Raw genomic sequence first — 20,082 nt, forward strand, 5'->3', positions numbered from 1 at the left:
CGGCTGTTTGACCCCTCTGACGTTACCAAGACGCTGACAATTTACAAGCGTTTCGCAGCGCTTCGCCGGTGCCGCAGGGGTGAAGATCAATTTGCAACAGGTTGCGCCGCCACATTCACGCCATCTTTCGCGAGCGCCCCGCCTTTGCTAGGCTAACGGTAATAATAAAGAGGCAGGCAGAGCAGTCATGAAAACGGGCTTTCGGGGCACGTTTGTCATCAGCTGGTCGCAAACAGAGATCGACGGTCTGGAGGCCGCGCCGGTGCAGTCGCTCAAACTGGGCTCGGCCTGGGCGTGGCGCGGGGATACCATCCGGGTGGATGGGCCGAATGATGTGCTGCGGCTGGATATGGCGGACGGGGCAGAGCGGCTGCGCAAACGCGCGGCCCGCAAGGTGCAGCGCCTGATCGGGGCCGCGCTTGAGGAGGGGGGCATACTGCCGCCCGCACCGCGGCGCGATCTGGGCACGGCCCCGCTGCCCGACGACAGCTTCATGGTCACCAATGGCGCGCGGACCTATACCGTCACCCTGATTGACGCAGGCCCGGGGCGGATGCCGCTGCTGATGTTCGTCGATGAAATGCCCCCGCGCAACAGCGAGCTTTGGGTGATGCACAGCACCCTGACCCCGGCGCGCGATGACCGGCCCGAGGGCGGCGGGGTGATCTGTTTCACCCCCGGCACCCCCATCCGGACCCCCAAGGGCAGCGCCCTGATCGAAGAGTTGCGCGAGGGCGATCTGATCCAGACGAAGGACAATGGCGCGCAGCCGCTGGAGTGGATCGGCAGCCGCCGGATGACCGGCGCGCGGCTACATGCCATGCCGCATCTGCGCCCCGTGCGCTTCCGCCCCGGAGCCTTGGGGATTGCCCAGCCCGACGCCCCGCTGCTGGTCTCCCCCGATCACCGGATCGTGCTGCAAGGCGCTCAGGCCCGTGATCTGTTCAACTGTGACGAAGTGCTGGTCGCCGCCAAGGACCTGATCAACGGCCACAGCGTGGCCAGCGATATGTCCCTGCGCGAGGTGACCTATGTCCATGTGTTGCTGGCCGAACATCAGGTGATGTGGGCCAATGGGGTCGAGACGGAAAGCTTTCATCCCGCCTCGGCCCCGCTCACCAGCCTTGGCGCGCAGGACCGGGCGCGGCTGCTGGAGGCCTATCCGCAGCTTGAGACGGACCCGCACAGCTATGGCGGTTTCGCGCGGCGCAATCTCAGCACTTCGGAGGCGGCGATCCTGCGGCATGTGGCGTGAAGGCCGGGTCCGGGCGCCCGGCCTTGCGTTGGGCGCTTAGCTTTCGGCGCCTTCTTCGATCAGGGCCGCGATGATCGCCCGTGCGCTGTCGGAATCCCATTTCGCATCGCCCTGCAACCGGGCAATCTCGCGCCCCTCGCGGTCTAGGATCACGCTGATCGGCAGGCCGAACACGCCCATCTGGCTGGCAAGCTTTTGCTTCGGGTCTTGGTGACGGGGCAGGCTGTCGACGCCCGCTTCCTCAAAGAAGCGTTTGATCCCTTCTTCTGAGTTACGCCCCGTGGCGATGGTCAGCACCTGAAAATCATCGCCGCCGAATTCCTTTTGCAGGGCATTCAACTGCGGCATTTCCTTGCGGCAGGGCGCGCACCATGTGGCCCAGAAGTTCACCAACACGATCTTGCCTTCGTAATCCGCCAGCGACATCGCCTCGCCATCGTCCACACGCTCAAAGGTCACGTCAGACGCCGCCTGCGGCGCGTCATGGATCACGAGTTTCTTCATGTCCCCTTCGCGCAGCCCCGCGATGTCAGCCGTTCCGGCAAGGGCGGGGTTTGCACCTGCGACAAGCAGCGTATAAACGAGGCCGAGAACAAGATTTTTCATACGTCCCTCCAAGGGTATTCAACATGACCGACACGACCTCGAACAAAATGTGGGGCGGGCGTTTCGCCGCCGGACCGGATGCGATCATGGAGGCGATCAACGCCTCGATCGGGTTCGACAAACGGATGGCCGCGCAAGACATCAAAGGGTCGCGTGCCCATGCCGCCATGCTGGCAGCCACAGGCATCCTGACTGATAACGACGCTGACGCGATACGGGAAGGGCTTCTCACAATCTTGTCAGAGATCGAAGAGGGCCGGTTCGAATTCTCCGCCGCGCTCGAAGACATCCACATGAACGTGGAGGCGCGGCTGAAAGACCTGATTGGTGAGCCCGCAGGCCGCCTGCACACGGGCCGCAGCCGTAATGACCAAGTCGCGACCGATTTCAAACTCTGGGTGCGTGACCAGTTGGACGCGGCCGATGAGGGGCTGCAAGCCCTGATCCGCGCGCTTTTGTCTCAGGCCGAAGCGGGGGCCGATTGGGTCATGCCGGGCTTTACGCATCTGCAAACCGCGCAGCCCGTGACATGGGGGCATCACATGATGGCCTATGTCGAGATGTTTGGCCGTGACCTGTCGCGCATCCGCGATGCGCGGGCGCGGATGAACGAATGCCCGCTGGGGGCCGCCGCATTGGCTGGCACCTCCTTCCCGATCGACCGCGAGATGACGGCAGAGGCGCTTGGTTTCGACCGCCCCGCCGCGAACTCCCTCGACGCGGTGAGCGACCGCGACTTCGCGCTGGAATTCATGTCAGCCGCCAGCATCTGCGCCATGCACCTGTCGCGCTTCGCCGAGGAACTGGTGATCTGGTCCTCCGCGCAGTTCCGTTTCGTGGCGCTGTCGGATCGCTTCTCGACCGGCTCTTCGATCATGCCGCAGAAAAAGAACCCCGATGCCGCCGAGCTCATTCGCGCCAAGGTGGGGCGCATTTTTGGGGCCAACACCGCCCTGATGATGGTGATGAAGGGGCTGCCGCTGGCCTATTCCAAGGACATGCAGGAGGACAAAGAGCAGGTCTTCGACGCTGCCGACAACCTGATGCTGGCGCTGGCCGCGATGACCGGGATGGTGGGTGACATGACCGCCGAGCGCGAGAACCTTGCCGCTGCCGCGGGCTCGGGTTTCTCCACCGCCACCGATCTTGCCGACTGGCTGGTGCGCGTGCCGAACCTGCCGTTCCGCGACGCGCATCACGTGACCGGCACGCTGGTGGCCATGGCCGAGGCGCAGGGCTGCGATCTGCCCGACCTGACGCTGGAGCAGATGCAATCGGTCCATGCCGAGATCACGTCGGACGTTTTTGATGTGCTTGGCGTCGAAAATTCGGTAAACTCGCGCATGTCCTATGGCGGCACCGCGCCTGCGCAGGTGCGTGCCCAGATCGCGCGTTGGAAGGAAATCCTGAAGTGAAACGCCTCCTTGCGGCCCTTTCCCTGTTGAGCCTTGCCGCCTGTGGCGCGGATGGCGAACCGGTGCGGCCCACGGCGAGCAGCAGCATCACCATGTCCTCGTCGGGCGTCTCGGTAGGCACAGCGGTGGGGCTGCGCCGGGGGCCGTTCTCCGTCTCGCTTGGGGCCGGGTCGTGAGGCCGCTGTTGCAGATCACGCTGGTGGCCGGGGGGCTTGCTTTGGCCGCTTGCACCCCGCCGCAGCCCAGCCCACGGCAGGCCGCGCCGACACCGCCGACCGAGCCGGGGATCAGCCTGTCGGGCTATGCCACCGTCGGCGTGGTCAAGAGTTTCTGATGTCGCCTTTGCGGATGCTCTACCTCGCCCTCGCGGTCTGGGGTGCGGTGCATCCGATGTATTACTTCGTCACATGGTTCAACGCCGAAGGCTGGAGCCTGAGCGCCATGGTGGACGCTTGGCACGCCAATGCCGCCGCCAGCGGGCTGGTCTGGGATCTGACCATCGCTGCCGTCACTTTGACCATCTGGATCATTGCCGAGGTCGCCGTGCGGCGCAATTTCCTCAGCCTGATTGCCATTCCCGCCACGTTCTGTATTGGGGTGAGTTGTGGCCTGCCGCTCTATCTGTTCCTGCGGACAGCGCCCATCAGATAAGCGGCGACGACATGGGGCCAAGCGCAGATGGATCATTTTCTCTATAAAGACGGTGTGTTGCACGCCGAAGACGTAAGCCTCGCCGAGATTGCCGCCGCCGTGGGCACGCCCGTCTATGTCTATTCCACCGCCACGCTGCTGCGCCATTTCCACCTTTTTGACGATGCGCTGTCGGGGATGGACCATCTGGTCTGCTACGCGATGAAGGCGAACTCCAACCAAGCCGTCTTGCGCACGTTGGCGCAGGCGGGCGCGGGGATGGATGTGGTCTCGGGCGGGGAATACCGCCGGGCGAAAGCGGCAGGCGTGCCGGGCGATAAGATTGTCTTCTCCGGCGTTGGTAAGACCCGGGAAGAGATTGAGCTGGCGCTGACGGGGGGCATCCGCCAGTTCAACGTCGAGAGCGAACCGGAGATGATCCTGCTGGATGTCGTGGCGCGGGAATTGGGCAAAGTGGCCCCGATCACCATCCGCGTAAACCCGGATGTGGACGCGAAAACCCACGCCAAGATCGCCACCGGCAAGAGCGAGAATAAGTTCGGCATCCCCATCGCCCGCGCCCGCGAAGTCTATGCGATGGCGGCCAAACTGCCGGGGCTCAAGATTGTCGGCATCGACGTGCATATCGGCAGCCAGTTGACCGATCTCGCCCCCTTTGAGCAGGCCTACGGCAAGGTCGCGGAACTGACCGAGGTGCTGCGGGCCGATGGCCATGACATCCGGCGGCTCGACCTTGGCGGCGGCTTGGGCATCCCTTACGAGCGGTCGAATTCCGCCCCGCCGCTGCCCACGGATTACGGTGCGATGGTGCAGCGCACGCTGGGGCATCTGGGCTGCGAGGTCGAGATCGAGCCCGGCCGCTTGATCGCGGGCAACGCAGGTGTGCTGGTGAGCGAGGTGGTCTATCTCAAATCCGGCGAGGGCCGCGATTTCCTGATCCTCGATGCCGCGATGAACGATCTGATCCGCCCCGCGATGTATGACGCATGGCATGACATCGTGCCGCTGAACGAACCCGCCCCGGGGGCCGAACCGCGCCCCGTCGATATCGTGGGTCCGGTCTGCGAATCCGGCGATACTTTCGCCAAGCAGCGGATGATGCCGGTGCTGGGCTCAGGCGATCTGGTGGCCTTCCGCTCTGCCGGGGCTTACGGCGCGGTGATGAGCAGCGAGTATAATTCGCGACCCCTGATCCCCGAGGTGCTGGTGAACGGCGATCAATTCGCGGTTATCCGCCCACGGCCAAGCTTTGACGAAATGATAAACCGCGATACCATCCCTGAATGGCTTTGACGGCATCCCGCCGCCGGGCCACCGGAGCGTGACGCATGGAGAGATCCGCTGACAGGACAGACGGGCTGCGCGCTTTGCGTTGGCCCCTGCGACTGACCTGGGCGGGGATGCTGGCCGAGGCGCTGGTGCAGGCGTTCTGGCCCATGCTGGCGCTGGTGCTGGCGGTGTTGGCGGCGCTGATGATGGGGGCGCAGGATGCTCTGGCAGGCGGCGCGCTTTGGGCCGTGCTGGCCGTCGTCGGTTTTGCGGCCCTCTTTGCTTTGTTCTTTGCGCTGCGCCGTTTCCGTCTGCCGTCCCGTGCAGCGGCGCTGGCGCGGTTGGATGCCAGCCTTCCGGGGCGGCCCATCCGGGCGCTCTTGGACGATCAGGCGATTGGCGCAAGCGATGCCGCCTCGGCGGCCGTCTGGCAGGCGCATCAGCGGCGCATGGCTGCGCGGGCGGCTGCGGCCAAGCCGGTGAAGGGCGACCTTCGGGTCGCGCAGGCCGATCCCTATGCGCTGCGCTATGTGGCGCTGCTTGGGTTCATCGTGGCGCTTGTCTTTGGCTCCGTCTGGCGGTTGGCCGAGGTGACGCATCTGGCCCCCGGCGGGGCGGGTGGCACGCTCGCCTCCGGCCCCGTTTGGGAAGGCTGGGCCGAGCCGCCGCGCCATACCGGCAAGCCGACGCTCTACCTCAACGATCTTGAGGCCGGGGCGCTGTCGCTGCCTGAGGGCACGTTAATTACCCTGCGGCTCTATGGCGAATTGGGCGCGTTGACGGTGGCGGAGAACGTCTCGGGCCGCGAGGTGGCGGCATCCGCAGAGCCCGCGCAAGATTTCACCCTGCGCCAAAGCGGGGAGATCAGCATCGACGGGCCGGGCGCGCGGGCGTGGCAGATCACGCTTTTGCCCGATGCTGTGCCGCAGGTCGAACGGCTCGGCCCGCCTGAGGTGACCGCCTTGGGAGAGATGAGCCTGCCGTTCCTTGCGCGGGATGACTATGGCGTCGAAGCCGGAGAGGCGCGGATCAGCCTCGATCTGGCCTCCGTCGACCGACGCTATGGTCTGACCGTCGACCCCGAGCCGCGGCCTGAGATCGTCGTGCCGCTGCCCATGCCGATCAGCGGCGACCGGCGGGATTTCGAAGAGACGTTGATCGAGAATTTCTCGAAACACCCATGGGCCAATCTCCCGGTGTCGCTGCAACTTTCGGTCTTGGACGCCTCCGAACAGCAGGCCTTGACCGAGGTGAGCCAGCTGACCCTGCCGGGGCGGCGTTTTTTCGATCCGGCGGCGGCAGCGGTGATCGAGATGCGGCGCGATCTTTTGTGGTCGCGCGCCAATGCGCCGCGCATCGCGCAGGTGTTGCGCGCCGTGACCTACGCCCCCGGCGATGACCTGCGCTCGGAGGTGACAGCACTGCGGCTCAAGCAGGTGATCCGGCGGTTGGAACTGCGGGCGCGCTACGGGCTGGACGAAGAGATGCAGACCGATCTGGCCGAAGACCTCTGGGCGCTGGCGATCGAGTTGGAAGAAGGCGTGTTGGCCGATGCGCTTGAGCGGATGCGCCGCGCGCAGGACCGGCTGAACGAGGCGATGAAGAACGGCGCCTCTCAGGCCGAAATCGCCGAGCTGATGGACGAGCTGCGCCGCGCCACCGAAGACTACCTTGAGCAACTCCAGCGGCAGCAGGCGCAGGAGGGCGCGGGCGAAGACCAGCAGCCGCAGGGCGAAGCGATGCAGATGACCCAAGACGATCTGCAACGCATGATGGACCGCATTCAGGAGTTGATGGAACAGGGCCGCATGGCCGAAGCCGCCGAGGCGCTGCGCCAGTTGCAGGAAATGATGGAGAACATGCGCGTCACCGAAGGCCAGCCGGGTCAGGGCGGCAATTCGCCCGGTGAGCAGGCGATGGAGGGGCTGTCGGACACGCTGCGTGAGCAACAGGGGCTGAGCGATCAGGCCTTCCGCGACCTGCAAGAGCAGTTCAATCCCGGCACCGGCGCGGGCGAGAGTGACGGCAACGAAGGCCGCAACGGCGGGCAGGGGCGCGGCGAGAGCCATGAAGGCCAGCGCGGGCAGGGCGGCCCCTCCGGTGAAGATGGGGCCGAGGAGGGGCTGGCCGGTCGCCAGCAGGCACTGCGCGACGAGCTGCGCCGCCAGCAAGGGCGTTTGCCCGGGCAGGGCACGGCTGAGGGGGACGCGGCCCGCGACGCGCTGGACCGCGCGGGCGAGGCGATGAACCGCGCCGGAGAGGCGCTGCGCCGCGATGAACTGGCCGAGGCGATCGACAATCAGGCGCAGGCGATGGAAGCGCTGCGCGAGGGCATGCGCGCCCTCGGTGAAGCGATGGAACAGGAGCAACGCGCAGGCCAGCCGGGCCAAGGCACGGCAGAGGGCGGCGATCAGCGCGGCGAGGGGCGCGATCCGCTTGGGCGTGAGCAGGGCGGCAGCGGGGCCAACAGCTCGGACGCGCCGCTGGCGCAGGGGCCGGACGATCAAGGCCGGGCGCGGCGGTTGCTGGACGAAATCCGCCGCCGCTCAGGCGAGGCGGAGCGGCCCGAGGTCGAGCGGGATTACCTTAACAGGCTGTTGGATCGGTTCTGATCGGGCCTAGCCCTGCGACTGGGTCGCCACGGTGTCGAGCCAGACCAGCAGGTCTTGCAACTGCCCGTCGAGCCAGAGCCGCGCATCATCCATCCATGCCACATAGGATGACAGATAGGGATCGGCCTGCGGCAGGGACTGCGCGATCTCGGGCGCGTAGACATAGACCGCCGCGAGGATGGCGGCCAAAACGATCATTATAGTGAACCCACGCATGAACCCGCCGGATTTCTGCGGCTTTTCGGGGCGGTCGAGCGCGGCGGTGGGGGTGGGCCCAGCCTGCGCGCCCTCTTGCCCGTCATGGCGCAGAGTCGAGTTAATCTCTTCGATATCGGGCAGAAGATCGCGGCGCGAGGCGCTGCCATAGGCGTCGACCTCGCTCTCGGGCACCGGCTCTCCGCGCATCTTGGCCATGCGCAGGCGCGCCTCATGGGCGCGGCGGGCGTCTTCATCCTCGGGCACATGGTCGTCCGCGGCGATCTCGGGCGTGCGCTGCGGCTGGGGCGCATCGTCTAGGCCAAGGTCCGGCTGGCTTTCCAGCGGTTCGGACTGGCGGCGACGGCGGGCTTCTTGCTCTGCCGCGGCCTCTTGGCGGAGGATCTCGGCGATGGCGGGGTCGAGGGGGCGGCGCACCGGCGCGGCGGGGGCGGGTTGGGGCGTTTCCTCCTCGGGGTCGAATTCGTCTTCGAAGTCGTCGTCTTGATCGTCTTCGAAGGGCGCGTCTTCCTCTTCATCGCCGAAGGGCTGCAAATCGGGCAGGCTGGCCGCTGCGGCGGCTTCCGTGTCCTCATCCGGGCCGCGCTGCTTCATCCGCATCACGTCGTCGGCGAAATCATCCTCTTCGGCCTCTGGCGCATTGTCGGGGTGATGCTGGAACCACGTCTGCCCGCAGTTGGAACATTGCACGTCACGCCCCGCCGCCGGCATCACATCGTCGGGGACTTCGTATTGCGCGTCGCAGTTGGGGCAGATCAGCCGCATGGTCATTCCTGGGTTCGTTCGGTGCTCTGAGATCGTAACGGGCAGCATATGTCCTAGAATAACGTAGGAAAAGTGATATCTGGGCAGGGTGCTGGGGTTCTGAGTGATTGAATCCTTTCCGGTGCTGAGGCACAACAGGTCGAAGTTTTTTAAGGTGGATGCGTGATAGAGCTCGAAAATGTGGCCTACAGCTATGGCGGGGGCGAATTGCTGTCCGACATCACGCTGAAACTCGCCCCCGGATCGTTCCATTTCCTGACCGGCCCCTCGGGCGCGGGCAAGACCACCTTGATGAAGCTCTGCTACGGGGCGCTTTTGCCCACGGCGGGGCATCTGCGGATGTTCGGGCAAGACGTGCGCGGGCTGGGGCGCGATGACATCGCGTTGATGCGCCGCCGTGTCGGCGTGGTGCACCAAGACGTGAAATTCCTCGACCATCTCCCCCTGACCGAGAATGTGGCCCTGCCGCTCACTGTCTCGGGCCGCGGGGCCGAGGCGGGGGGCACCGATCTGGAAGAATTGATGTCTTGGGTGGGCCTCACCAACCGCGCCGACGCCCTGCCGCCTGAGCTCTCGGGCGGGGAGCGGCAGCGGGCCGCATTGGCGCGCGCGGTGATCATGTCGCCCGATGTGATCCTCGCGGATGAGCCGACGGGGAACATCGACTGGGAGATGTCCCAGCGGCTGCTGCGCCTGCTGATCGAGTTGAACCGCATGGGCAAGACCGTGTTGATCGCCACCCATGATCTGGGCCTCATCCGCGCTACCAAGGCGCATGTGCAGGCCCGGGTGCTGCGCATCGCGAACCGGCGCATCCAACTGGCGGGGGCGGATCTGTGAAGCGCTTCGATCTGGGCGCCCTGCGCGCGATTTTCAAAGGTGATCGGCAGGCCGACCGCGTTGTGCCGCCTTCGGGTTTCACCGCACAACTGACGCTTTTCGCAGCGGCGGCGATGGCCTTTCTGGCGGTCTTTGCCTTGGCGCTGTCGCTGGCCTCGGGCCGTTTGGCGCAGGTCTGGGGGCAGGAGTTGGCGCAGTCGGCGACGGTACGGATCGTGGCGCCGCTGGATCAACGCGCGGCCCAGACGGAGGCGGCTTTGAAGGTGTTGCAGACGACCAAGGGCGTGGCCTCGGCCCGTGCCCTGACGGATGCGGAGCAGGAAGAGCTGCTCGCCCCGTGGTTCGGCCCGGAATTGGCGATGGAGAACCTGCCGGTGCCGCGCCTGATCGAAGTGGTCGAGGAAGGCGAGGGGTTGGACCCCGTGGGCCTGCGCCTGCGTCTCTCGGCTGAGGTACCGGGCGCGGTGCTTGACGATCACAGCCGCTGGCGCGCGCCGCTGGTCGCGGCGGCGAGCCGCCTGCGCCTCTTGGGCTGGATTTCGACGCTGTTGATCGGTGCTGCGGTGGCCGCGATGGTGACGCTTGCCGCGCAGGCGGCGCTTGCGGCCAATGCGCAGGTGATCGCGGTGCTGAGGTTGGTGGGGGCGACCGATGATTATATCGCGCGGGCCTTCATCCGCCGTTTCACCCTGCGCGCGCTGCTGGGTGCGGCGGCGGGCACGGCTTTGGGCATGATCGCGGTGGTGTTGCTGCCTGACGCGGGCGAGGCGGGCGGATTCTTGACCGGCTTGGGCTTCCAAGGCTGGCATTGGGCCGTGCCGCTGATGGTGCCATTCCTTGTCGGCGCGGTCGCCTTTGTCGCCACCGGGGCCGCCGCGCGGCGTACATTGAGGGAGTTGACATGAAGCTGCTGCAATGGGTCCGCTCGATCCTTTATATCGTGCAGGTGACCGTGGCGATGCCGGTGATCGGGCTGGCCTTCGCGCCTTGGGCGATGTTTTCCAAACGCGGCGCCTATGCGGGCTGCAAAACCTATGCCGCTTGGGCCATGTGGACGGCGCGTTGGCTGATCGGGCTGCGCTGCGAAGTGCGCGGCCAAGTCCCCGAGGGTGAGGTTCTGATCGCGGCCAAACATCAATCGTTCCTCGATATCATCATGATCTTCCACGCCCTGCCACGGGCCAAGTTCATCATGAAGCGCGAGGTGCTTTGGACGCCGGTGATCGGGCAATACACCAAGCGGATGCAAATGATCGCCGTGAACCGGGGCAAGCGCGGGCAGGCGATTACCAAGATGATGGAAGACGTAAACGCGGGCCGGGTGGAGCCGGGGCAGATTGTGATCTATTCCCAAGGCACCCGCGTCGCCCCGGGGCTGAGCGCGCCTTACAAAGTCGGCACGGCGGTGCTTTACGATCAACTGGGGCAGGTCTGCGTGCCTGCGGCGACCAATGCGGGCTACTTCTGGCCACGCCGGGGCCTCTACCGCCGCCCGGGCTTGGCTGTGGTGGAGTTTCTTAAGCCGATCGAGCCGGGGCTGGGCAAGCGCGCCTTCATGGCGCGGTTGGAGCAGGAGGTGGAGAGCCATTCCGACGCGCTGCTGCGCGAGGCGGGGTGGCGGCCTGCGGAGGCGGGGTAGGCGCAGGGCGCTCGCCTTTGTTGGTCTTCGAGGGGCTCTCGGAATGACCCGCCCGGCCGCAGGCCGGGCAGCGCCGACCCGCCCCCCTGGGGCGGCGCTTTCAGCACCACCCCGCGGGTCGGCGCTGCCCTTCGCGATTTTTCGGCATGCTGTAGTGCCCGCTGAAACGATGGTTTCGCGGGACGCAAACTCAGAAATTTAGGAAGCCGTTCGAAAGTGGCGGCGCCGCCGAGGGTGGTGGAAAAGACAGGCGTCACCCTGCATGTCTCTACGTATCGACATGACCCGCGAGGGGCCTCGTCTTCCGTGAATGTCGCGACGGGGGAGGTTGTAGGGCAGGGGTGTTAACGCGCGATAGCCGCAGCGTGCGCCGCCTGCGCAACGAAAAGGGGCGGACCCTTGGCCCGCCCCGTCGTCTTACATGTGGATCGGCCCGTCGCCGCAGGCCAGTGCGGCTTCGCGCACGGCTTCGGAATAGGTCGGGTGCGCGTGGCAGGTCATCGCCAAATCCTGCGCCGAGGCGCCGAATTCCATCGCCACGCAGACCTCGTGGATCAGGTCGCCCGCGCCGGGGCCGATGATGTGGCAGCCGAGGATGCGGTCGGTCTCTTTATCCGCGATCAGCTTGACGAAACCGTCGCCGGCAAAGACCGCCTTGGCCCGCGCGTTGCCCATGAAGGAGAATTTGCCGACCTTGTAGGCCCGGCCCGCTTCCTTCAGCGTTGCCTCGGTCTCGCCCACGCTGGCGACTTCCGGGTGGGTGTAGATCACGCCGGGGATCACGCCGTAGTTTACATGGCCATGCTTGCCCGCGATGACTTCGGCGGCGGCCATGCCTTCGTCCTCGGCCTTATGCGCCAGCATCGGGCCCTCGATCACGTCGCCGATGGCATAGACGCCTTTGACGGAGGTCTCCCAATGCTCGTTGACGGCGATCTGGCCGCGCTCTGTCATCTTGATGCCGAGATCATCGAGCCCCATGCCCTTGACCACCGGCTTGCGGCCTGTGGCGACGAGCACGGCATCGGCTTCGATCTCATGTTCGCTGTCGTCCTTGCGCAGCTTGTAGCTGACCGTGGCCTTGCCCTTGGCGACTTCGGTCTTCTGCACGGCAGCGCCCATGACGAAGTTCAACCCCTGCTTTTTCAGCATGCGCTGGAAGGTCTTTTGCACCTCGGGGTCCATGCCGGGGGTGATCACGTCGAGATATTCGACGACCGTAATCTCGGTGCCGAGACGGGCGTAGACGCTGCCCAGTTCCAGCCCGATCACGCCCGCGCCGATCACCACCATCTTCTTGGGGATCTTGCCCAGTTCCAGCGCGCCGGTGGAGGTCACGACGGTTTTCTCATCGACCTCGACGCCCGGCAGCCCTGCGGGCTCAGAACCGGAGGCGATGATGATGTTCTTGGCCTCATGGACCTCATCGCCAACCTTGACCTTGCCCGCTTCGGGGATCGACCCCCAGCCCTTGAGCCAGTCGATCTTGTTCTTCTTGAACAGAAATTCGATGCCCTTGGTGTTGGTCTCGATCGTCTTGTCTTTGTAGGTCAGCATCTGCTTCCAATCGACGGTCGGCGCTTTCGCCTTCAGACCCATCTCTTCGAAATTATGCTCGGCCTCATGCAGCATATGCGTGGCGTGCAGCAGCGCCTTGGAGGGGATGCAGCCCACGTTGAGGCAGGTGCCGCCGAGGGTCTCACGGCCTTCGACACAGGCGGTTTTCAGGCCCAGTTGCGCGCAACGGATGGCGGCGACATAGCCGCCGGGGCCGGAGCCGATCACGATGACATCATAGCTCGACATGGGGGTCTCCTTAGCAGTCGGGTGGTGCAGGCAAGGTATGAGGCGCGGGTTTCAGGTGCAAGCGCCGCTGCCTGCGGGTGTTGGGGGAAAGGGTTAAATGAGGGCCGCCAGCAGCATCAGCATGGTCGCGGCGAAACCGATGATCCAGATGAACGACCGATGCGGGCGCAGGCCAAGCGCATAGGCGGGAATATAGAGCAGCCGGGCGATGAGATAGACCCAAGCGCAGGCGGCGGTGAAGGCGGTGTTCTGGGCCGACATCTGCACCACGCCCACGGCGATGCCGAAAAGGATCAGCCCTTCGAAATGGTTGTTCATCGCGCGGCCCAGACGGGCGGTGCGGTCGCTCATGGCGCGCGACGGCTCACGGTCACGCGCCGACATGGTGTAGCCGGGGCCAAGCTCGCGGTTGGCGGGCACGGCGTAGAGCACGAATTGCAGCCCCTGTAGCAGGGCCGCGAGGGTCAGGACGGTCAGCTCGGCGCTCATGCGGATTTCACGAAATAGGCGGTGGAACTGGTCACGGTGCCCTTGTCATCGCTGCTGAGCGCATCGGAGCGGGCGAGCCAGTCATCGGCCTTTTTGCGGTCGTTCACATCCAACAGGACAGAGGCTTTGCTGCTGCTGTCGGCGTGTTGCCAGATTTGCAGCACCGAGAGCCCCGCATTGCGCCGCGCCTCGGCATCGGCGTCGAATGCGTCTTTCCAAGCGGCGAAATCGGTGACGTCGAAGTGGCAGATCATCTGCATGGGAATGCCTTTCAGAGCGCGTGGAAATAAAGAACGGCGGTGGCGGCATAGCCTGCGAGCCACGCCAGCGTGCGGATCGTCGGCACGCCGAGGGCGTAGACGATCAAATAGATGATCCGCGCCAGCAAAAAGACCTGTGCGGCGAGCAAGGTGGCGCTGTTGTTGCGGCCCATGATCTCGACCAGCAGCACGGCGGGGGCGAAGATCGCCATGGCCACGACGGAGTTATCAAGCGCGCGGCCCAGACGGGCGGTCATGCCAGTGGTGGTGCGCGTCTCGTCGCGCGAGGACATCAGGTAGCCCATCGAGAGTTGCCGGGTCGCGCCCAGCACCTGCAAGAGGATCGTCAGCATGACCAGAAGGCCATAGGCGGCGAGGAGGGTTGTTTCACTCATGGTCTGTGTCCTTTCGCTATGTGGGAAAACCCACGGGTCCACAGGTAGATAGGGCGGGGGTCGCCCCCCGCCCATAGTATCACAGATCCATCAACAGACGGCGCGGATCTTCCAGCATCTCTTTGACGCGGACGAGGAAGGTCACAGCGCCCTTGCCGTCGATCAGGCGGTGGTCGTAGCTGAGCGAGATATACATCATCGGACGGATCACGACCTCACCGTTGATCGCCATCGGACGGTCCTGAATTTTCGCCATGCCGAGGATGCCGGACTGCGGCGGGTTCAGGATGGGCGCGGTCATCAGCGAGCCGTAGACGCCGCCGTTGGAGATGGTGAAGGTGCCGCCGGTCATGTCGGCCATGGTGAGCTTGCCGTCACGGGCCTTTTTGCCCATGGCGTTCACGGCCTTTTCGATCTCGGCAAAGGACATCGCATCGGCGTCTTTGATCACCGGCACCACAAGACCCGTGGGCGTGCCCGCGGCGACGCCCATGTGGACGTAGTTCTTGTAGATCACGTCGGTGCCGTCGATCTCGGCGTTGACCTCGGGGATCTCTTTCAGCGCGTGGCAGCAGGCCTTGGTGAAGAAGGACATGAAGCCCATCCGCACGCCGTGCTTCTTCTCGAAGTCGGCCTTGTAGGCGTTGCGCAGGGCCATGACCTCGGTCATGTCGACCTCGTTGAAGGTCGTCAGGATCGCGGCGGTGTTCTGCGCTTCCTTCAGGCGGCGCGCCATGGTCTGCTTGAGGCGGGTCATCTTGACGCGCTCTTCGCGGGCGGCGTCATCGGGGGCGGAGGCAGCGCGGGGTGCTGCGGGTTTCGCCTCGGCTTTCGGCGCGGAGGCGCCGGCGGCCACGGCTTTGGCCACGTCTTCCTTCATCACGCGACCGTCACGGCCCGAAGCTGTGACCTGATCGCGGCTGATGCCTGCTTCGGCCATCGCTTTCTTGGCGGAAGGCGCGTCTTCGACATCTTTGCCATCGGCGGGCTTGGTCTCAGGCGCGGCACCGGCACCGGATTTGGCGTCTTCACCCTTGGGGGCGGCAGCGCCTGCGCCGGTGGTCAGCGCGGCCAGCGTGGCGGAGGCTTCGACGGTGCTGCCTTCTTCGGCAAAGATCTCGGCCAGCACGCCTGCGGCGGGGGCGGGGACTTCGACGCTGACCTTGTCGGTCTCCAACTCGCAGAGCATCTCATCGGCTTCGACCTTGTCGCCAACCTTTTTGAACCAAGTGCTCACGGTCGCTTCGGTCACCGACTCGCCCAAGGTGGGCACCTGTACGTCGATGCTTTGACCTTCGCGAGCGGCGACTTCGGTAGCGCCTGCGTCGATGGCTTTGGGCGCATCGCCGCCACGGTCGGACTGGGAGGCGGCGCCAGAGTCTTCGGCGGCCTCCTTGGCCTTGGGCGCGGCGGCAGAACCGCTGTCGCCTTCGCTGACATTGGCCAGAAGGGCGTCGACGCCCACGGTGTCGCCTTCTTGGGCCACGATCTCGCTCAGGGTGCCTGCGACGGGGGAGGGCACCTCGACAGTCACCTTGTCGGTTTCCAACTCGCAGAGCATTTCATCCACCGCGACGGTATCACCGGGTTTCTTGAACCATGTGGCAACGGTGGCTTCTGTGACGGATTCGCCCAGCGTTGGGACGCGTACTTCGCTTGTCATGGTTTACTTTCCTTTGATGGTCAGCGCCTCGTCAACGAGGGCGGCTTGTTGTGCTTTGTGCTGGCTGGCCAGACCCGTGGCGGGCGAGGCCGAGGTGGCGCGGCCCACATAGGAGGCGCGGCCATGTTTCGCGTCGATGCGGCCCAGAACCCATTCGATGTTGGGCTCGATGAAGGACCATGCACCCTGGTTCTTGGGCTCTTCCTGACACCAGATCATCTCGGCCCCTTTGAAGCGTTCCAGCTCCTTCACGGCGGATTGCGCGGGGAAGGGGTAGAACTGCTCGAAGCGCAGGAGGTAGATGTCGTCGATGCCGCGGGCGTCCCGCTCTTCCAGCAGGTCGTAATAGACCTTGCCCGAACACATCACCACGCGCTTGATCTTGTCATCCGCGACCAGTTTGGTGTCGGAGTTGCCCTTTTCGGCGTCATCCCAGAGCACCCGGTGGAAGCTCGACCCGGTGGTGAATTCATCGGCCTTGCTGACGGCCAGCTTGTGGCGCAGCAGCGACTTGGGCGTCATCAACATCAGCGGCTTGCGGTAGCTGCGGTGCAGCTGGCGGCGCAGGATGTGGAAGTAGTTGGCGGGCGTGGTGCAGTTCGCCACGATCCAATTGTCGCCGCCGCACATGGTGAGGAAACGCTCCAGACGGGCCGAGGAGTGCTCGGGCCCCTGACCCTCGTAGCCATGCGGCATCAGGCAGACGAGGCCCGACATCCGCAGCCATTTGCTCTCACCGCTTGAGATGAACTGATCGAACATGATCTGCGCGCCGTTGGCGAAGTCACCGAATTGGGCCTCCCAGAGCGTCAGCGCATTGGGTTCGGCCAGCGAATAGCCATACTCGAAACCCAGCACCGCATATTCGCTGAGCATCGAGTCGATGACCTCATAGTCGGCCTGACCTTCGCGGATGTGGTTCAGCGGGTAGTAGCGGTCTTCGTTCTCTTGGTTGATGAAGGCCGAGTGGCGCTGGCTGAAGGTGCCGCGGGTGCTGTCCTGACCCGACAGGCGGACCTTGTAGCCCTCGGTCAGCAGGGAGCCGAAGGCGAGCGCCTCAGCCGTGGCCCAGTCAAAGCCCTCACCGCTTTCGAACATCTTCTTTTTCGCGTCGAGCAAACGGCCGATGGTCTTGTGCAGGGGGAAGCCCTCGGGCGCGGTGGTGATCGCCTTGCCGACGTCTTGAAGCGTTTCGGGGGCGATGGCGGTTTTGCCGCGTTGGTAGGACTTGTTCTTTTTGTCCATGCCGGACCACTTGCCGTCGAGCCAGTCGGCCTTGTTCGGGCGGTAGTCTTTTCCGGCCTCGAACTCATCATTCAGATGGTTCTGGAAGGCGGTCTTCATGTCTTCGATCTCACCCTCGGGGATCAGACCGTCGGCCACCAGACGCGAGGTATAAAGGCTCAGCGTGGTTTTCTGTTTCTTGACGCTCTTGTACATCACCGGGTTGGTGAACATCGGCTCATCGCCTTCGTTGTGACCGAAGCGGCGGTAGCAGAAGATGTCGATGACCACGTCCTTGTGGAACTTCTGGCGGAACTCGGTCGCGACGCGGGCGGCGTGGACCACGGCCTCCGGATCATCGCCGTTGACGTGGAAGATCGGCGCCTCGACGACCAACGCGTTGTCGGTCGGATAGGGGGAGGAGCGCGAGAAATGCGGCGCGGTGGTAAAGCCGATCTGGTTGTTCACCACGATATGCATGGTGCCGCCGGTCTTGTGGCCCTTGAGGCCCGAAAGCGCGAAACATTCCGCCACGACGCCTTGGCCCGCAAATGCCGCGTCACCGTGCAGCAGCACGGGCATGACGGCGGTGCGGTCTTCGTCGTTCAATTGGTCCTGCTTGGCGCGGACCTTGCCCAGCACCACGGGGTTCACCGCTTCAAGGTGGGAGGGGTTCGCGGTCAGCGACAGGTGCACGGAGTTGCCGTCAAACTCACGGTCGGACGACGCGCCGAGGTGGTATTTCACATCGCCCGAGCCATCCACATCGTCAGGCTTGAAGCTGCCGCCTTGGAATTCGTTAAAGATCGCGCGGTAGGGCTTCTGCATGACATTGGCGAGAACCGAGAGGCGGCCCCGGTGCGGCATGCCGATAACGATGTCCTTGACGCCCAACTGGCCGCCGCGCTTGATGATCTGCTCCATCGCCGGGACAAGGCTTTCGCCGCCATCAAGGCCGAAACGCTTGGTGCCCATGTATTTGACGTGGAGGAACTTCTCGAAACCTTCCGCTTCGACCAGCTTGCTCAGGATCGCCTTGCGGCCCTCCTTGGTGAAGGCGATTTCCTTGCCGTAGCCTTCGATCCGCTCTTTTAGCCAACCGGCCTGTTCGGGGTCGGAGATATGCATGTATTGCAGCGCGAAGGTGCCGCAGTAGGTCGAGCGGACGATGCCGACGATCTGCTTCATGGTGGCCACTTCGAGGCCCAGCACATTGTCGATGAAGATCGGGCGGTCCATGTCAGCATCGGTGAAACCGTAGGACTTGGGGTCAAGCTCGGGCTGCTCGCCCATGTCGCGCATGCCCAGAGGGTCGAGCGTGGCGGCGAGGTGGCCACGAATGCGGTAGGCGCGGATCAGCATGAGCGCGCGGATGCTGTCGAGCACGGCGGCGCGGATTTGATCGTCGGAAACGGGCACGCCCTTTTCCTCGGCCTTTTTCTTGATCTTCTCGCCTGCGGCCTTCGCCTCGGTCGGTTCGGGCCAGACGCCGGTCAGCGCGCCCATCACCTCGCTCTGCGGGGCGGGGGGCCAATCGGGGCGTGCCCAAGAGGGGCCAGCGGCCTCGGCCTGCGCGGTTTCGGCGTCATCGCCCATCGCCGCAAAGAACGTTTGCCATGCCTCGTCAACCGCGTTGGGATCGTTGGCATAGCGGGCGTACATCGCCTCAAGATATTCCGCGTTGTCGCCTTCCATAAAGGAAGAGGCGTGGAATTGTTCGTTGGCGGGTTGGTCGGTCATTGGGTCACCTTTGTTCGGCGGGGCAGACGGGACAGGGTCAGAATCAGGGTCGGTCTATAGTCAGGCCCGGGGCGGGGGGCCATAGGTATTGAAGGCGGAGGTGCAGGGCCCTGCGAAGCCGCCGGTTCGGGCGCTTGCCCGCGGGCCGGCGCCGGGCGAAAGCGGGCAGAGATTGACCGCGGTCTGAATGTGCATCTTGCCCTCCTTCGCTGTCGGCGGCGCCGGGTGGTTTTTATCAAGACCCCGAAAAACATAGTGCTTTGCGGAGTGGGTCAATGGGCGGGCCGTGGCCCGCCCGGCAGGCATCAGCCTTTGTCGATCGCTTCTTTGACCGCTTCGCCCAGTGTGGCGGGGCTGTCGGCGACTACGATCCCGGCTTCTTTCATTGCTTCGATCTTGCTCTCCGCGTCGCCCTTGCCACCGGCGACAATCGCGCCCGCGTGGCCCATGCGGCGTCCGGGAGGGGCGGTGCGGCCTGCGATGAAACCGGCTGTGGGCTTCCAACGGCCCTTCTTCTTCTCATCGGCGAGGAACTGTGCCGCTTCCTCTTCGGCGGAGCCGCCGATTTCGCCGATCATGATGATCGATTGTGTCTCGTCATCGGCAAGGAACATCTCCAGCACGTCGATATGCTCGGTCCCTTTGATCGGGTCGCCGCCGATGCCCACGGCGGAGGATTGGCCGAGGCCCATGTCGGTGGTCTGCTTGACGGCCTCATAGGTCAGCGTGCCCGAGCGCGACACGACGCCGACGGAGCCGCGGCGGTGGATGTGGCCCGGCATGATGCCGATTTTGCAGGCATCGGGCGTGATGACACCGGGGCAGTTCGGGCCGATGAGGCGCGACTTGGAACCTTCGAGCGCACGGGCGACGCGGGCCATGTCGAGCACCGGGATACCTTCGGTAATGCAGACGATCAGCTCCATCTCGGCGTCGATCGCCTCAAGGATCGAGTCGGCGGCGAAGGGCGGCGGGACGTAGATCACGGAGGCATTGGCCTCGGTCGCGTGTTTGGCTTCGTGCACGGAATTGAAGACCGGCAGGTCGAGATGCGTTTGACCGCCTTTGCCCGGTGTCACGCCGCCGACCATCTTGGTGCCATAGGCGATGGCCTGTTCGGTGTGGAACGTCCCCTGCGAGCCGGTCAGACCCTGACAGATGACTTTGGTGTTTTCGTTGACTAGTACGGCCATGATTTCTTCCTTGGTCGGTGATGTTTAATCCCGGGGGCAGGCCC

At 64.8% G+C, this 20,082-nt stretch carries 19 protein-coding genes; 10 read left to right on the forward strand and 9 right to left on the reverse strand.

Annotated features, from left to right (window positions below):
* Positions 1-187 precede the first annotated feature (187 nt).
* A complete protein-coding gene (locus ACGYKA_RS07700) occupies positions 188-1,255 on the forward strand; it encodes a Hint domain-containing protein (protein WP_394438442.1) in 1,068 nt (355 codons plus the stop codon).
* 36 nt (positions 1,256-1,291) lie between these two features.
* On the opposite strand, the gene ACGYKA_RS07705 is transcribed toward ACGYKA_RS07700, so the two are convergent.
* On the reverse strand, positions 1,292-1,861 hold the full coding sequence (locus tag ACGYKA_RS07705; RefSeq protein ID WP_394410856.1) for a TlpA family protein disulfide reductase: 570 nt from the start codon (positions 1,859-1,861) through the stop codon (positions 1,292-1,294).
* Positions 1,862-1,884: 23 nt separating this feature from the next.
* Between ACGYKA_RS07705 and argH the strand changes: the two genes are divergently transcribed.
* The 6 genes from argH to ACGYKA_RS07735 are packed head-to-tail and all read left to right on the forward strand — an operon-like array spanning position 1,885 to position 7,808.
* The gene (gene argH, locus ACGYKA_RS07710; protein WP_394410853.1) at positions 1,885-3,276 is read left to right on the forward strand and encodes an argininosuccinate lyase; all 1,392 of its coding nucleotides are present in this window, start codon (positions 1,885-1,887) and stop codon (positions 3,274-3,276) included.
* Positions 3,273-3,452 (forward strand): hypothetical protein, encoded by a 180-nt coding sequence (locus ACGYKA_RS07715; RefSeq protein ID WP_271689320.1) that lies wholly within the window; start codon positions 3,273-3,275, stop codon positions 3,450-3,452. Before argH ends, ACGYKA_RS07715 begins: the two co-directional genes overlap by 4 nt.
* Positions 3,449-3,610 carry a hypothetical protein gene (locus ACGYKA_RS07720; RefSeq protein WP_394410850.1) on the forward strand — a complete coding sequence of 54 codons (162 nt, stop codon included), beginning with the start codon at positions 3,449-3,451 and terminating at the stop codon, positions 3,608-3,610. The genes ACGYKA_RS07715 and ACGYKA_RS07720 overlap by 4 nt, the downstream gene beginning before the upstream one ends.
* A complete protein-coding gene (locus ACGYKA_RS07725; RefSeq protein ID WP_394410847.1) occupies positions 3,610-3,927 on the forward strand; it encodes a DUF2834 domain-containing protein in 318 nt (105 codons plus the stop codon). The genes ACGYKA_RS07720 and ACGYKA_RS07725 overlap by 1 nt, the downstream gene beginning before the upstream one ends.
* Before the next feature lie 27 nt (positions 3,928-3,954).
* On the forward strand, positions 3,955-5,220 hold the full coding sequence (lysA, locus tag ACGYKA_RS07730; RefSeq protein WP_394410844.1) for a diaminopimelate decarboxylase: 1,266 nt from the start codon (positions 3,955-3,957) through the stop codon (positions 5,218-5,220).
* 35 nt (positions 5,221-5,255) lie between these two features.
* Positions 5,256-7,808, forward strand: a complete 2,553-nt coding sequence (locus ACGYKA_RS07735) for a DUF4175 domain-containing protein (RefSeq protein ID WP_394438448.1) — start codon at positions 5,256-5,258, stop codon at positions 7,806-7,808.
* A gap of 6 nt (positions 7,809-7,814) precedes the next feature.
* On the opposite strand, the gene ACGYKA_RS07740 is transcribed toward ACGYKA_RS07735, so the two are convergent.
* Entirely contained in the window at positions 7,815-8,789 is a 975-nt protein-coding gene (locus ACGYKA_RS07740) for a zinc-ribbon domain-containing protein (protein WP_394410839.1), read from the reverse strand.
* A 162-nt stretch (positions 8,790-8,951) separates the two neighbouring features.
* On the opposite strand from ACGYKA_RS07740, the gene ACGYKA_RS07745 reads away from it, so the two are divergent.
* From ACGYKA_RS07745 to ACGYKA_RS07755, 3 genes are read left to right on the forward strand one after another with little or no spacing between them, the layout of a single operon-like run.
* Positions 8,952-9,629, forward strand: a complete 678-nt coding sequence (locus ACGYKA_RS07745) for a cell division ATP-binding protein FtsE (protein ID WP_394410836.1) — start codon at positions 8,952-8,954, stop codon at positions 9,627-9,629.
* Positions 9,626-10,534, forward strand: a complete 909-nt coding sequence (locus ACGYKA_RS07750; RefSeq protein WP_394410833.1) for a cell division protein FtsX — start codon at positions 9,626-9,628, stop codon at positions 10,532-10,534. The genes ACGYKA_RS07745 and ACGYKA_RS07750 overlap by 4 nt, the downstream gene beginning before the upstream one ends.
* On the forward strand, positions 10,531-11,268 hold the full coding sequence (locus tag ACGYKA_RS07755) for a lysophospholipid acyltransferase family protein (protein ID WP_394410830.1): 738 nt from the start codon (positions 10,531-10,533) through the stop codon (positions 11,266-11,268). The genes ACGYKA_RS07750 and ACGYKA_RS07755 overlap by 4 nt, the downstream gene beginning before the upstream one ends.
* Before the next feature lie 417 nt (positions 11,269-11,685).
* On the opposite strand, the gene lpdA is transcribed toward ACGYKA_RS07755, so the two are convergent.
* The 7 genes from lpdA to sucD form a co-directional block, all read right to left on the reverse strand.
* Entirely contained in the window at positions 11,686-13,074 is a 1,389-nt protein-coding gene (gene lpdA, locus ACGYKA_RS07760) for a dihydrolipoyl dehydrogenase (protein ID WP_067261927.1), read from the reverse strand.
* Between the two features lie 93 nt (positions 13,075-13,167).
* The gene (locus tag ACGYKA_RS07765) at positions 13,168-13,563 is read right to left on the reverse strand and encodes an MAPEG family protein (protein WP_394410826.1); all 396 of its coding nucleotides are present in this window, start codon (positions 13,561-13,563) and stop codon (positions 13,168-13,170) included.
* On the reverse strand, positions 13,560-13,823 hold the full coding sequence (locus ACGYKA_RS07770) for a hypothetical protein (RefSeq protein WP_271689334.1): 264 nt from the start codon (positions 13,821-13,823) through the stop codon (positions 13,560-13,562). The genes ACGYKA_RS07765 and ACGYKA_RS07770 overlap by 4 nt, the downstream gene beginning before the upstream one ends.
* A gap of 11 nt (positions 13,824-13,834) precedes the next feature.
* Complete coding sequence (locus tag ACGYKA_RS07775) at positions 13,835-14,218, reverse strand: MAPEG family protein (protein ID WP_271691987.1); 384 nt, start codon at positions 14,216-14,218, stop codon at positions 13,835-13,837.
* Positions 14,219-14,297: 79 nt separating this feature from the next.
* On the reverse strand, positions 14,298-15,881 hold the full coding sequence (gene odhB, locus ACGYKA_RS07780; protein WP_394410824.1) for a 2-oxoglutarate dehydrogenase complex dihydrolipoyllysine-residue succinyltransferase: 1,584 nt from the start codon (positions 15,879-15,881) through the stop codon (positions 14,298-14,300).
* Between the two features lie 3 nt (positions 15,882-15,884).
* On the reverse strand, positions 15,885-18,845 hold the full coding sequence (locus tag ACGYKA_RS07785) for a 2-oxoglutarate dehydrogenase E1 component (protein ID WP_271689339.1): 2,961 nt from the start codon (positions 18,843-18,845) through the stop codon (positions 15,885-15,887).
* A 305-nt stretch (positions 18,846-19,150) separates the two neighbouring features.
* A complete protein-coding gene (sucD, locus tag ACGYKA_RS07790; RefSeq protein ID WP_067261915.1) occupies positions 19,151-20,038 on the reverse strand; it encodes a succinate--CoA ligase subunit alpha in 888 nt (295 codons plus the stop codon).
* Positions 20,039-20,082 lie beyond the last annotated feature (44 nt).

Source organism: Sulfitobacter sp. 1A15106, assembly GCF_043556995.1.
Taxonomy (GTDB): Bacteria; Pseudomonadota; Alphaproteobacteria; order Rhodobacterales; family Rhodobacteraceae; genus Sulfitobacter; species Sulfitobacter faviae.

Excerpts from the sequence above, each read along its gene's own strand:
- ACGYKA_RS07700 (WP_394438442.1), top strand. The coding sequence starts at position 188 with ATGAAAACGGGCTTTCGGGGCACGTTTGTCATCAGCTGGTCGCAAACA.
- ACGYKA_RS07705 (WP_394410856.1), bottom strand. The coding sequence starts at position 1,861 with ATGAAAAATCTTGTTCTCGGCCTCGTTTATACGCTGCTTGTCGCAGGT.
- argH (WP_394410853.1), top strand. The coding sequence starts at position 1,885 with ATGACCGACACGACCTCGAACAAAATGTGGGGCGGGCGTTTCGCCGCC.
- ACGYKA_RS07725 (WP_394410847.1), top strand. The coding sequence starts at position 3,610 with ATGTCGCCTTTGCGGATGCTCTACCTCGCCCTCGCGGTCTGGGGTGCG.
- lysA (WP_394410844.1), top strand. The coding sequence starts at position 3,955 with ATGGATCATTTTCTCTATAAAGACGGTGTGTTGCACGCCGAAGACGTA.
- ACGYKA_RS07735 (WP_394438448.1), top strand. The coding sequence starts at position 5,256 with ATGGAGAGATCCGCTGACAGGACAGACGGGCTGCGCGCTTTGCGTTGG.
- ACGYKA_RS07740 (WP_394410839.1), bottom strand. The coding sequence starts at position 8,789 with ATGCGGCTGATCTGCCCCAACTGCGACGCGCAATACGAAGTCCCCGAC.
- ACGYKA_RS07755 (WP_394410830.1), top strand. The coding sequence starts at position 10,531 with ATGAAGCTGCTGCAATGGGTCCGCTCGATCCTTTATATCGTGCAGGTG.
- lpdA (WP_067261927.1), bottom strand. The coding sequence starts at position 13,074 with ATGTCGAGCTATGATGTCATCGTGATCGGCTCCGGCCCCGGCGGCTAT.
- ACGYKA_RS07765 (WP_394410826.1), bottom strand. The coding sequence starts at position 13,563 with ATGAGCGCCGAGCTGACCGTCCTGACCCTCGCGGCCCTGCTACAGGGG.
- ACGYKA_RS07770 (WP_271689334.1), bottom strand. The coding sequence starts at position 13,823 with ATGCAGATGATCTGCCACTTCGACGTCACCGATTTCGCCGCTTGGAAA.
- ACGYKA_RS07775 (WP_271691987.1), bottom strand. The coding sequence starts at position 14,218 with ATGAGTGAAACAACCCTCCTCGCCGCCTATGGCCTTCTGGTCATGCTG.
- odhB (WP_394410824.1), bottom strand. The coding sequence starts at position 15,881 with ATGACAAGCGAAGTACGCGTCCCAACGCTGGGCGAATCCGTCACAGAA.
- ACGYKA_RS07785 (WP_271689339.1), bottom strand. The coding sequence starts at position 18,845 with ATGACCGACCAACCCGCCAACGAACAATTCCACGCCTCTTCCTTTATG.
- sucD (WP_067261915.1), bottom strand. The coding sequence starts at position 20,038 with ATGGCCGTACTAGTCAACGAAAACACCAAAGTCATCTGTCAGGGTCTG.